Genomic DNA, 13,895 nt, shown 5'->3' with positions numbered 1-13,895 from the left:
ACACCCCCTAATTCTTTCCATATGTATGACCGCCTGTATACTGGTTCAGGTTGACCCTTCCAACAGTATTGTTGCTGTTATACTTGCAGAAACGATACTCTCCATATCCAGTCAGCACCTGACTGTCAGATTTCCTGATAATAATAACCTGCTCTGAAAGAGGAGTAGTCACTGAATCTGCATCGTAATCGTCAGCATAATATATCGTAACTCTCTCCAGCACCTTGTCAGGTGCAGATGAATTAGCAGTAAATGACTCCGCCCTTCCATCAGCGCATATACCATAGAAAATATCGTAATTAGCACCATTCTGGACTATCCTTACCGCCTCTCCACTTTTTTGCGTCCTAGTTCTCATCTCAAGCGCCGACAATTCACTGTCAAACTTCTGCAGTGAAGCAGTTGCCTGAGACGCTCTTATTGATGATATAGTGAGAAAGCCCACGCCTGACATTACTGCAATTATAGCAATAACAATTATCATCTCTATAAGCGTGTATCCATTATTTGATTTTATACAATTCTTCATCAGCTACACCCCCTATTCAACATTCTTCTTCCAGTTCTGGAATACAAGAATATCTTCATATGAGATGTCTGATATTGATGCTCCTGTTACCTCTGTGTTACCTTCGCTCTTGGATGATGTATAGTTCTTCAGCACCTTTGTTGTAAGCGTATTGAGCTTTTCGTCTGTGCTCTCTGAACACTGTTCAAGAAGATTTGCAACAAATGCAGCGTCTGCTGATATTGACATATTATGGTCAATTATAAGCTTTGATCCAGTGATTATCATACCTCTGAAGCTCTTAACATTCTCATCAAATCTTACATTACCACCGGCAATTATAATTCCCTGGAATGATCCATCACCATTGTTTGGCTGGAGCTTAACATCACCAGAATTGATAACTATGGTTTTAGCCTCATTATCTGTTGCATTTCCAATTGTATTCTCAATTGAAAGGTTCCTGCTAAATACATAAGCAAAATCAACATAGTGATTTAAAGGAGTGATACTGTAATCATATGAATATTCATCTTTATCCTTATTATATGTACTTGTATATCCACTTGCTGACTTGCTATAGCCTGCAATCTCCCACGCATTTACATCAGGCTTAGTTGCCTCATCCTTCTTGTTGAGAACTGACAGATGATCCTTCATATTTATATACATATATGAGAGGAAATTACTTGTAGTCTCTTCATCATTTGCAACTGAACTTCCTGAAAGCTCTGCAGCATCCGCCTTGAGGTCATTAAATACCTTTTTATTGTTGTCTGAACCCTTGTTACCAAGGATGTTAGTAAACACCTTGCCTGTTGAAACATTATCAAGCGCTGTAGCCACATCCATTGTGGTAGTTGTGGATGCTCTCAGGAACAGCGAATCATCGTTATTCTGATCTGTGACAGCACCGCTTGCATTTATCTTGCCCTCTGCCGGAAGAACCAGCTTAACCTGGAACTGCTCATATTTCTGTACATTATAGAGTTTACTGCTTATCTCATCACCGTAATCCTGAAGAAGCTTATAATATTTCTCTGCAAACTTCTCTGCATTGCTTACATTGGATGAATCTTTTCCATCCTCAATATACAGATAGTAATAATCATGTCCTGAAACAGTCTGCTTAATTGCTGTTACACCCTTATCTCCCTCTGTAGCAAGATCATTGAGGAAATCATCATACAGATCAAGTATGTTCGCATCTGCCTCAAATGTCTTTGGGAACTGAAGTGTAACTGTAGTGATTCCTGTGTCAGGGTCAACCTTCTCAGTGTTGTTCACTACAGACCACTGGGTAAGGAACATAAGCTGATTTGTCTTCACATCAAGAGACTGTCCTGTAGAATAATCCTCCAGTGTTGTGAATGCGTAATCTGCATTCTCATCAACTGTTATATTCTCATCGTCCTCAGGAACACTTGAAGCAGCAATCTTTGAGAATTCGATATATGACTTACCTGCTATATACAGTGAATTAAGATCCTGTAAGTCAAGTGTTGAATTCTTACCATTTACAATAATTGCACTATCACTAAAGTGTGATCTGAGCTTATATCCTGTTGCAAGATATCCTTTTTGTCTGAGATAATTCAGACTTCTTGTATCCTGTGCATTGTAGCTATATCCAAAATAGCTGCCCTGAGTAAACTTAAGACTCGCCTTCTCTGCGTTAAGCTCTGTATCATCAAATATGTATGCATCAGCAGAAGCCTTAAGAGAACCGCCATCCTTTCCACCTATGACAATATTGTCTGCCCAAAGCTCTGAAAGAGTCTGTGTACGACCTGAAAGGTTTATCTCTGCTCCATTGTATGCTGCAAGAGAACCTGAACACACAACAACATCAGAGTTGAGTGTAAGTGATGTATTTTTTCCATTTACAAATATTCCGGAATAAGCACTGCTGTCCTTTGTTCCCCACATTGTACTAGGCTTACTCTCATATTTGTTCGTAACCTTTGTCTCGGCTACATCATTATAATCCTTATTGTAATAATCGCTTGCTGCGTAGATGTTACCCTTAACCTGTGCGTCGGTTGTCCGGTTGTCGTTGTCCTCTCCTACCTCGACACCCATATCCGCAAGTATCGCATATTCATACAATGTATTGTTTGATACACTGCTTGTATCAAACGAAACATTGTACTCAGGCTCCGTGAGAACAATGTCCGTAGTGATAGACTGCTCATAGGTTCCTGCTGTTGATCCTTGCAGATTCACACTTCTCTTAACACACACATTCTTGAATGTGACAGACTGAACCTTGTCATTTTCGTAACCCGACTGCTTCTCCGTCTTAATTCCTCCATTATTCTTATAATACTGAGTTGTTGTCTTGTTATTAACATCAGTATATATAAGCTTCATGTTCGATGTATCAAGTCTGACACCATCCGGATTGTCCACTGCATCATACTCATTAGATATGAAAGACTGAAGTGTATCTGTCACGTTCTTAAGGCTCTTATAGTTTGTATCTGCAACAAAGCCTGTCATGAAAAGCTTTTTGAAAAGCTCATTTGCCGATTTATTGTCAAGGGTAGTATACGCCTGAGCCTTAGTATCATACACAACAACCAATTCAGCCGTAGTTGTATACGCTGAATAAAGGTGCTCATTGGTCGCTGCGCCTACCCCCGCATACATCTCATCAAGTGCAGTTTCTACCTCATAAAAGTTATTCAGGGAATTCAGCTTATAAAACTTGAGCTTGTATGTCATCATAGCTCCCATAAGTATCGCTGAAGCAAGAATGCACATAAATGTGGTTGCGACTATTACAAGGACGAAACTTGAACCGTGATCATCGTTATGCCTAAGCTTTCGCTTTAATCTCTCAATCATCTGTTACTTCCCCCTTGTTCCAGTAACCGTCGTCTTGTTTCCTTTACTATCTGTCAAAGTAACTGTTATATCGTACATATATACACTGTCACTCTGATCCTCTGTCAAACGAGCTACAGGATAGTCAGAATTAACATTGTCAAAGTCAAAGTTGGCATATACATTAAGATCTGACGACTTTGCTCCCGCTGCCAGCTTAAGTCTCACCTTGACATCTGACATCTTGGTGTTCTTTCCTGCATTCGTATATGTAAGATCATCAACGTTCGCCACATTGAACTGCTCACGTATGATCTTCTTGTATGTATCGCTGAGCTCTGCTGTCGTCTCGAATACATACACATCCGCCTTCTCAGATATTCCTGAATTATCCACCGTTATGGTATCTGTCGTACAGTATGAACCATTGTATATCGCCGGAACATAGAGAAGATACACAGGTGGCAGACCATTCGTAAACTCCTGCTTGTATACTATTCCATCACCATATAAGGTTGTAGGCTTGTATACATTTTTGCCTGAGCTCTCATACTGTGATCTGATAACTGAGACCGTTGTATAATCTGTGTATTCCACATAACACTCAACTGTATATGTGGATCCCAGCTTTGATATCTTGATCTTGGTATTCTTCTGGAAATGATCCTCATCGAATGTTCCACCACCGGAAAGATAATGGTTGTACTGCACATCATACTTTCTCAGCACGTCAAGCTTCGCATCCAGGAAATACTGATATGCGAGATTATCAAGATTGCTGCCTGTTGCGGCTACATTATAGGTGGCACCTATAATGATAGCTGACTGTTTGCTGTCCAGATTTCTGATAGTTCCCGATTCCGTAGCATTAGTCTGTATGGCGCCACTTTCATCGCTCTTGAATGTCGCACCACCATCAAGACCTGCAAGCACATATCCATTCTTAAGGACCTGATATGCCGCATCATTCACATCCACCTGACAGGTGTAGGTCTCATAAGATTTTCCTATGGATACATCGTTGCAGGTATAGGTTGTGTCCGAATATTCCGCCGTTTTAGAATTCGGCAATGTAATAGACTTTCCCGATGGTGTTCCCTTTGTAAAGGAATATGTCTTTGTTCCATTGCCATCAGGAATATTCACATTTCCTGACAGATCAGCGGTCTTAAAGATCTCCATGATCTCCTCAGCCTTCTCGACTGCATACTGCTTCTTCGTCGATGTAGTACCTGTCTTCGTTGCTGTGATCAATGCATTAGTTATCGGATATATCAGAATGGCAAATATGGCAGCAGCGATTATAATCTCTACTAAACTAAATCCTTTATTGTTTGATTTAACCATTTATTTGTTCACTCCATTTAAGTGTATGCATCTACTGGGCTGTTGTTGTGGTCGTAGTCGTAGTAGACTTTACTGTTGGGTTTCCAAAGATGTTGTTTGTACCTGTCTGTACATTCACATCTGCGTGATCTGTAGTTCTGTCATCACCGTTTACTGCATATGAGGTTATAGTCATATCTCCCTCATACTTTCCTGTCTGTTCGTTGAATGCTATAGTGACATCGTCAAGAGTCATTCTGTAATCACCATTCTTGATGTAGTCGATGACATCCTTGATATCCTTGTAGTCTCCCTCGTATGTGACAGGGAATGATGCTGAATAGCAGTTGTAACCTGATGCTGTAGCTGCTGACTCATCTATAGTCACGTCAGATGCTGCTGCATCTGTTGAAGCACTTGAATTATCAGCAACGGTAACGTCGCCCACAGCGCCTGCGCCAAGTGTATAGAAAAGTGTCTCCTCCCCCATTGTTACAGTAGGGAAGTTGAACTTATACTTATCCTTTACACCCTGTAAATACATGATTGTGTTATCCTGATACAGCTCTGATGGAAATTCTGCAAGAACAGCCTCATAGTCTGCCTTGTACTTCTCAGTGTCAGCTATGTACTGCTGTCTGTTCGCATCCTTCTCAAGCAGGCTGTTATAATATGTCTGTCTCTCGTTGTACTGACTTTCAATACTCTTCTTGTCATCAAAATTGCTCATGGCAAGGAATCTTATAGGAAGCACTAAGATAGCAATTCCCAATATGAATAATAATAGATTTCTCTGACCCTTTGTGATTGAATCCATGATAGTCCCTCCTTAATTAACTGATACTTCATCTGTTGAAGTCTCGGTGTCATCTGCATTTACATCCTTGTAGATACATGTAACTGTAAAGTCGTATGTTGTATCCCCGCTCTGCTTATCCACATTCTCTGTGACAGACTGAACGAATGAATTGTCTATGCACTCTATATCCTTGAGGTTTATTGCAAATGCAGCTATATCCTCGTACGACTTCGTGTTACCTGTGAAACTAACCTCTGTTGAAGATGAATCAAACGCTGTAAGACTGATTCCCTTTGGCATCTTGTCCTCAAGCTCCGCAATAAGTGTTCCAACATTCTCATTGAGGTTCTCTGTGTAGCTATACATATTCTGAGCATCCATGTATACAGACTCTGCATCCTCATAGTCCTGTACGATCTGCTCTATATCCTTGATAGAATCAATATCTCTGTTCACCTGGTCAAGCTTTGACTGAGCCTTGTTCTTAGCTATGAACGAGTACGCTGTAACACCACCTGCAACTATGACTGCTATGATGATAAATGCTATAACCAGTGGTGTTGTGTCAACACTGCTTGTACCGCCCTTGCTGCCAGTCTCACCAAGCTCGAAGCCCATAGGGTCAAAGGCAGCTCCGATAGGAACCATGAGATATACAGGATTATAAATCTTAAGATCAATCTTTGGGTCAAATTTGATGTTATACAATGTATCCATTACTCTGGTCGATACATTGAGCTGAACCTTGAACAGTCCATCGATTCCCTTGATAAGGGCTCCATCACCTGTGAGGAATACATCATCAATAGGCTTATCAGGATTCTTTGATGTGAAGAAGTCCATCACACGGCCGATATTGTTGATGAGATATCTGAATGCTCCTGTTATAGCATTGTCATCGAAATCAACTGTGAGGAGTCTCTCGTTCTGGAGAAGAGTCATAGCTGTAGTTGCATCCACGCCCTTCGCATCCATAACTTCGTTGACTACCACATTGGTACCGTACGGAACTGTTCTCTGAAGGAGAAGTGTATCTCCTTTTACGATGTTGAGCACTGTTGATTCACTGCCCAACTGGATTACCATAGTTGTCATTGCCTCTGTTGTCTGAGTCTTGATCAACTGAAGCATTGCATTACCAATATAATCAAGTGCTACTACTTTCAGTCCAGCCATAGCTGCGAGATCATAGTATGATCTTACCATGTTCTCTGGTGCAGCGACTGCAAGGACTCTGAGCTGCTTGTTATTCTCTTCATCAGTAACTGTCTCAAGCACTGTATGAGACACTACGTAATCCTCTATATTAACAGGGAAATACTCTGATGAGTTCGCATTAATAATTCCTTTAATTTTGTTCTCCTTAACGAAAGGTACAAGAACCTCTCTGTTAACGATTTTTGTAGAGGTAAGAACGAATATCGCGTTCTTGTTTGTTATTCCATTTGCTGAGAGCTGAGACTTGATCGCCTCTGCTATTCTCTCTTTGTCTCTGATCACGCCATCCTCATAGGCATCTTCCGGTGTCTCGAAGATGATAGCGTTGTGTATCGTTGACTGCTTCTTGTTTGAAGGTGTAACTTCAACGATAGTAATACTTTCATTTGTAATGTCGATTGTTAAGACTTTATTATTACTCGCCATTTTTATAGCCTCCCTCGCTAATCAGTAGTTTTGTATGGAAAATTCCACATTGCTTTGAGTACCAGCTTACCGCTGTTCACCCCATTCATATAATTGTTCCGGATAAGTGCTTTCCGGATAAAGGTCAACATTCTGTCACCCTTTTAATAGCTCATCTCATCCACATAATGACCCTTTTATATAGAAGAAACTCACTGAAAAATAAGTACCAGCTCTACCTAGGTAAGCCAGTTGCCGCCATAAGTCATGCTATGTGACATGTCACATATACAAAAAACCGCTGACTGCAAAGAAAGAGTGAGTATAAAGGATCAGACTATATAACACTCTATATAACATTCTTTCCTTCATATTCAGCTCTGTGTAAAGATATAGCAACCGGGGAAAATCCCCAGCTACTATAAATATAAATAGTAGATAATGTGTCAGCACCTGACGATGATCACACTCACTGCCTGTACGAGGTTGCAACAGGTATAATCACCGTCTGTGCTACACTTATGTAACATCAATCATGTTCTCATGAACAATCCGTAAGTTTACACAAGTCTGTCAGAATCTTACTTGTATTCTGCACATACGTCTGGGTAAAGCTCTGAACCATTAACTGTTACAGTGAAAGTAGACTTATCTGAGCTAAGTGTAAACATAAATGACTGATCCTTATCATACTTTGGCTTGTATGCAGCTGAACCAAGCTGTGATACAACCTCGCTTGTAAATGCAGCGCCAGTTCCATTTACTGCAACAGGCTTTGTTGTTGATAATGTATAATCACCAGCTTCTGCTGCATCGTAAGCTGCCTCTACTGAAAGTGCGTTTGTAACTGCTGTTGCGATTGTCTGTGCATTTGATACATCTGTTGATCTTCTTGACTTAGCGATGTACTTGATAAGTGCCGGTGCAAGAGCTCCAGCAAGGATTGCCATGATAGCAATAACGATAATTAACTCTACTAATGAGAAACCTTTGTTGTTTTTCTTCATAATATTACTCTCCTTTTTAGTTGTTTATTGTGTGTTGTTATGTGCTTTGCACTATATCAAACCGGCATCCTCGTTCTACCGGGTTTAACCTTTTTAGTTATCATGCAGGTCATACATGATATATCAAATAGCTACCAGACGTATGTTACTTGTAAGCATCACACACATCCGGATACAGCTCTGAGCTGTCCACCTTTACGGTGAATGTAGCCTTATCACTATTGACTGTGATAGTGAACTGCTTGTCCTTGTCATACTTTGGCTTGAATGTACTTGTCCCAAGCTGACTTGTGACTTCTGATGTGAACGCATTCGATGTGCCAAGCTGTGTGCCATCGGTATTCACCGGGTAATCACCAGGTGTGGCATCATCATATGCCTTCTCTACCGATAAGGCATTGGCGACTGCCGTCGCTATAGTCTGGGCGTTCGACACATCGGTCGATCTTCTTGACTTTGCTATGTACTTTATGAGCGCCGGTGCAAGTGCTCCGGCGAGAATAGCCATGATAGCTATGACTATGATAAGCTCCACCAGTGAAAAGCCTTTATTTCTATTCATCTAATTTCCTCTTTTGTTTATACATTATCCATAGCATCGTACATACTCATGATAGGTCCATATACCGCTGCAACTATCATGCCAACAACACCTGCAAGAAGAACCATAATCATAGGTTCCATAGCTGCTGTAAGCGCATTTGTTGCCGCCTCAACTTCTTCGTCATAGTAGTCAGCAACCTTGCTGAGCATCTCCTCTATATCTCCTGTCTCCTCACCAATCTTTGTCATGGCTGAGAGCATCGGTGGAAGCATCGTCATATCCTTAAGTGGTTTTGAAAGCGGTACACCCTTGGACACCTGAACCTTAGCATCCATCAGGCCGTCTCTGATAATCTTGTTATCCATCATCTTTGCAACCTGCTCAACAGCATCTATCATCGATATACCTGACGCCATCAATGTACTCATGGTTCTTGCAAATCTTGCACAGGCTGTCTTAACATTCAGATTTCCGAATATTGGAGCCTTAAGTCCTATGTTCGCAAAGAGCTGTTCGCCAAACGGTGTCTTCTTGAAGAACTTAACACCGAACACTATAGCTGCCACTATGATTATGAGCAGCCACCACTTATACATAACGAAATCTGCCGCCGCCATCATCATACGAGTTGCGAGTGGAAGCTGAGTTCCCATCTCTTCAAACATACTTGAGAAGTTTGGTATAACCGCTACCAACACTACTATGATAACTATAACCATAACACAGAGAACTACTATAGGATATGTCATGGCACCCTTGATCTTGGATGACAATGCATTGTCCTTCTCGAAATGCTCTACCAGTCTGTCCAAGCAAATCTCAAGATTACCAGACATCTCACCAGCCGACACCATGTTGATCATGATAGGCGGGAATACATCCGGGTTAACTCTGAGCGCATCCGCCAGAGTTCCACCTTTCTCTACATATGTACGCGCATCTGCTATGGCCTTTCTCAGTGTCTTGTTCTCAATCTGATCCCCCATCAGCTCCAGTGCGGATATGATGGTAACACCGGCCTTGATGACCGCCGAGAACTGTTTACAGAATACACCCAGGTCTCTTGACTTGACCTTCTTCTTAAATCCTATACCCCCGAGCGGGCTGCTCTGCTCCGTCAGACTCATGATCGAGTAGCCTTCTGACTTCAGCTTCTTCTCAGCACCGTCTCTGTTAGGGGCCTCGATGGTACCTTTTTTATTCTTACCATCTCTGTCAACAACCTTGTAATTAAATACTGCCATTGTCTCTCCTCCGACCCAATCTTAATATTCTTACGTTTTCATGTATCTGCACTTTAAAAGCGCAATAATGCAACATAAATTATATGTAAAATATCTTACTATACCACACAGATTTAATCAACATTTAATTATTTGCACGTTATTTTTTAGGCAATGTGCACAATGTGACTTGGTCATTATACCACATTTTTCCATATGGTAATCGATTATTCCATATATCTTACTGTCCGTTGATCTTCTTTCTCAGGTACTGCTGATCCTGTGCGTATGTCATGGCAACCTCTCTTGTGACGGTTCCTGAAGCATACAGATCATACAATGCATCGTCCATAGTGATCATACCTAAGGCTCTGCTTGTCTGGATAGTTGACTGGATCTGATGAGTCTTGGCTTCTCGTATCAGACTTCGTATAGCAGGTGACGCAAGCATTACCTCGAAGGCTGCAACTCGTCCGTTACCGCTCGCTATAGGAAGAAGTGACTGTGAGATAACTCCCTCAAGAACCATCGCGAGCTGAACTCTTACCTGCTGCTGCTGGTTTGTAGGGAAGATATCTATGATACGATCGATGGTTGATGCCGCACCGATTGTATGCAGTGTGGAGAATACCAAGTGTCCTGTCTCGGCAGCGGTTATGGCTGTGGAGATAGTCTCAAGATCTCGCATCTCTCCTACGAGGATGATATCAGGATCCTCACGGAGTGCTGCACGGAGTGCATTCGCATAGCTGAGTGTATCCATACCAACCTCTCGCTGGTTAACTATTGCCTTGTTGTGATGGTGAATGTACTCTATAGGATCCTCCAGTGTGATGATATGATCCGTAAGGTTCTCATTCGCCTTATTTATAATAGAAGCAAGTGTGGTCGACTTACCAGAACCTGTAGGTCCTGTTACGAGAACCAGACCTCTTTTTCTCTTGTAGAGCTCCACAACCTCCCTTGGAATACCAAGCTGGTCAGGTCTTGGGATCTGTGTCTCAACTCGTCTGTACGCTGCTGCCATGTTTCCTTTGTCCATGAATACATTGACACGGAAACGTCCGGTCTCAGGTGAGTCGAATGAGAAATCGACCTCTCCTCTGTCCTGAAGTATGGCCTTATGCCTATCCTTCATAGTAGATCCAATTGCCTCTGCCGCATCAGCAGGTGACAGTGCCGGAACCTCAACCTCGGTGAGCTTACCGTTGATTCTGAGCTTAGGTGGTATACCTACAGCTATATGAACATCTGACGCCTTTGCTTCTACAGAGAAGGCAAGTAATTCCTTCATGTCTAACATAACTTGTCCCTTCCTTTCCCTTTTGCATTAATAATTACAATTTATATATAATCTCATTATATATCTCTTATATCTTACAGCTCTCCCATGTCCACTCCCTCGGCCACGGTCACTGTACTGTGAACAATCTTGTTCATCTCTGCTATGGATGTGATACCATCAAGAACGTGCTTGGCAGCTCCCATCTTCAGTGTGAGCATTCCTTCCTTGAGGGCCTGCTTCTCAATGACATCCGCTGTAGCTCCGGAAGCGATAACAGCCTGAAGCTCTCTTGATACAGGCATCATCTCGTATACACCGATTCGTCCTGAATAGCCTGTGTCGTTACACAGTGGGCATCCCTGTGGCTCGTAGATGATGACATCCTCCTCGTCAGCCGGAACACCGAGCTGAACTCTCTCATCATCCTCCACAAGTCTTGGCTGCTTACATGTGGTACAAAGTCTTCGCACAAGTCTCTGTGCAATAACTCCAACAACAGCATCACCGGCGATGTATGACTCAATACCCATATCGATAAGACGGGTGATGGTCGAAGCCGCTGAGTTAGTATGCAGTGTCGATACAACCAAATGTCCTGTGATAGCGGCCTGTACGGCGATTCCTGCTGTCTCACCGTCTCGGATCTCTCCTATCATGATGATATCCGGATCCTGACGAAGGATAGATCTGAGGGCTGCCGCGAAAGTCATGTCCGCTTTGTTATTAACCTGCACCTGATTGATACCGTTGATGTTCGCCTCGACAGGGTCCTCAACGGTGATGATGTTAACATCCTCTGTGTTAAGCTCACTGAGTGATGTGTACAGTGTAGTTGATTTTCCTGATCCTGTAGGTCCCGTTACAAGGATGATACCATGTGGGTTGCTGAGGATATTATCGAAAACCTTCTCCTGCTCTGCATCGAAACCAAGGGCACTCTTCGGTTTTGTCAGACCGTCCTTGGATGTAAGTCTCATAACCGTCTTCTCTCCGAAAACTGTTGGAAGGATAGAAACACGGACATCAAACTCTCTTCTGTCAACCATGATGGTGATACGACCATCCTGTGGTTTTCTCTTCTCTGCTATATCCATACCGCCTATGATCTTGATACGGGCTGTGATACCTGCCAGTATGCTGAGGTCGTATGACATAACCTGCTTAAGTGCACCATCTATTCTGTATCTGACTCTGACGCTATTCTCCAGAGCCTCTATATGTATATCTGACGCTCTCTGTCTTACTCCGCCTTCGATGATCTGCTTAACCAGAAGTACGATAGGGGAATTATCGATTTCTTCGTTGCCCTCTTCCTCGTCGCCTCCGCCGAGCACATTCTGCTGCTCCTGTCTGTAGGCCTCAGCAGCCTCCATAGCCTGAGCGCTTCCGTAATACTTGTCTATGGCATTCCTGATTCCCTCCTCAGATGCGAGCATCGGCTCTACCTGAAGATTTGTCACAAGACCAATATCGTCCATGGCCATGATATCCATTGGATCTGCCATGGCTACCTTGAGGATGTTCGGGTTATCAGGATCTATCTCTATAGGTATGGCCTGATACTTGGTGACCATGTTCTCAGGCACCATGTGTATAACCTTCTCCTCGATCTTAGCTCCCTTGAGCTCTATGTAGTCAATTCCCAACTGGGTTGTAAGTACCGTAATCAGCATGTCGTTACTTATAAATCCCAGATCAACCAGGGCGTTACCAAGCTTTCTGCCGGTCTCCTTCTGCTTTGCAAGTCCTTCCTGAAGCTGTTCCTCCGTGATAGCCCCCGCTGCTACAAGGACATCTCCAATTCTGATCTTCTTACGTCCCACGCTTAATCGCATTCTCTAAATACCCTCCTCACGTCTCTCGCAATTCTACGCACAGGCAGAATTATCCAAATACCTAAAGCGTATTATATCACAGTATTTTCACATTTTAAACATTTTGTACATATTTTGATACATCTTTTTGCACTTTTATCAGATTTTTGCTTTTTTACAGGGTGGATAGGCACTATTTCTGCACAATAAACATATTATATAAGCAAGCTGACTGTACTAATTGTAAAATAGCCCGTCCATCATATGTACAGCCAGTACAATCAAATTACGGGAGCAGCTCATATATGGAAGCGTTTAAAAACCCACTAACTCCCGAAGAAGAGAAAAAATATATTGCGCTGTGCCTGTCCGGCGACAAGGCTGCCCGCAGCATTCTGATAGAGTACAATCTCCGTCTGGTCGCCCACATATCCAGAAAGTACAATTCCGCCGTGAGGGATCCCGAGGATCTTCTGTCCATAGGCACGATAGGTCTCATCAAAGCCATAGACAGCTACAGACCCGACAAAGGCTGCAAACTGTCAGGATACGCCGCCAAATGTATCGAAAACGAGCTTCTCATGACTCTCCGCCACGAGAAGAAGAAGGCGCGTGAGGTCTCGATCTACGATCCCATCGGCACTGATAAAGAGGGTAACGAGATCGTCATCCTTGACATCATAGGTTCGGAGAACGTCAACGTTCTGGACAAAATGATACAGGACGACCACCTGTGCCTGCTTCCCTCCTGCATATCATCGCTCCTCTCATCCAGGGAGAGGGAGATCATATGTATGCGCTACGGTCTTGACGGGCAGTCACCTCTCACCCAAAAGGAGGTAGCCAGGCTGCTCGGGATCTCCAGGTCATATGTATCGCGCATAGAGAAAAAAGCTCTTGGCAAATTAAGAGGATGCCTGGATTGACATCCAGACAT

At 42.8% G+C, this 13,895-nt stretch carries 11 protein-coding genes; 1 reads left to right on the top strand and 10 read right to left on the bottom strand.

The annotated features are described in order from the left end of the window. Window positions 1-7: 7 nt before the first annotated feature. The 10 genes from DW159_RS01755 to DW159_RS01710 form a co-directional block, all read right to left on the bottom strand. Window positions 8-529: a prepilin-type N-terminal cleavage/methylation domain-containing protein gene (locus DW159_RS01755; protein WP_117548745.1), complete on the bottom strand. Its 522-nt coding sequence runs from the start codon at window positions 527-529 to the stop codon at window positions 8-10. 12 nt (window positions 530-541) lie between these two features. Continuing rightward, window positions 542-3,358, bottom strand: a complete 2,817-nt coding sequence (locus DW159_RS01750; protein ID WP_117548744.1) for a hypothetical protein — start codon at window positions 3,356-3,358, stop codon at window positions 542-544. Window positions 3,359-3,361: 3 nt separating this feature from the next. Further along, a complete protein-coding gene (locus DW159_RS01745) occupies window positions 3,362-4,684 on the bottom strand; it encodes a prepilin-type N-terminal cleavage/methylation domain-containing protein (protein WP_055223930.1) in 1,323 nt (440 codons plus the stop codon). A 31-nt stretch (window positions 4,685-4,715) separates the two neighbouring features. Then, window positions 4,716-5,480 (bottom strand): hypothetical protein, encoded by a 765-nt coding sequence (locus DW159_RS01740; RefSeq protein WP_117548743.1) that lies wholly within the window; start codon window positions 5,478-5,480, stop codon window positions 4,716-4,718. A gap of 12 nt (window positions 5,481-5,492) precedes the next feature. After that, the gene (gene pilM / locus DW159_RS01735; RefSeq protein WP_117548742.1) at window positions 5,493-7,106 is read right to left on the bottom strand and encodes a type IV pilus assembly protein PilM; all 1,614 of its coding nucleotides are present in this window, start codon (window positions 7,104-7,106) and stop codon (window positions 5,493-5,495) included. Between the two features lie 560 nt (window positions 7,107-7,666). Next, entirely contained in the window at window positions 7,667-8,092 is a 426-nt protein-coding gene (locus tag DW159_RS01730; protein WP_015533118.1) for a type II secretion system protein, read from the bottom strand. Window positions 8,093-8,237: 145 nt separating this feature from the next. Beyond that, window positions 8,238-8,654: a type II secretion system protein gene (locus DW159_RS01725; RefSeq protein WP_055144040.1), complete on the bottom strand. Its 417-nt coding sequence runs from the start codon at window positions 8,652-8,654 to the stop codon at window positions 8,238-8,240. 17 nt (window positions 8,655-8,671) lie between these two features. After that, window positions 8,672-9,880: a type II secretion system F family protein gene (locus tag DW159_RS01720; RefSeq protein WP_055144038.1), complete on the bottom strand. Its 1,209-nt coding sequence runs from the start codon at window positions 9,878-9,880 to the stop codon at window positions 8,672-8,674. Window positions 9,881-10,100: 220 nt separating this feature from the next. Further along, a complete protein-coding gene (locus tag DW159_RS01715; protein WP_117548741.1) occupies window positions 10,101-11,162 on the bottom strand; it encodes a type IV pilus twitching motility protein PilT in 1,062 nt (353 codons plus the stop codon). Window positions 11,163-11,236: 74 nt separating this feature from the next. After that, entirely contained in the window at window positions 11,237-12,979 is a 1,743-nt protein-coding gene (locus tag DW159_RS01710) for a GspE/PulE family protein (protein WP_015533121.1), read from the bottom strand. 284 nt (window positions 12,980-13,263) lie between these two features. On the opposite strand from DW159_RS01710, the gene sigK reads away from it, so the two are divergent. Continuing rightward, window positions 13,264-13,884, top strand: coding sequence for an RNA polymerase sporulation sigma factor SigK (gene sigK / locus DW159_RS01705; protein ID WP_117548740.1), 621 nt, complete (start codon window positions 13,264-13,266; stop codon window positions 13,882-13,884). Window positions 13,885-13,895 lie beyond the last annotated feature (11 nt).

Source organism: Coprococcus sp. AM14-16, assembly GCF_003434675.1.
GTDB lineage: Bacteria > Bacillota > Clostridia > Lachnospirales > Lachnospiraceae > Coprococcus > Coprococcus aceti.
Note: the sequence above shows the minus strand (reverse complement) of the source record. Positions and strands in the feature narration are given on the sequence as shown.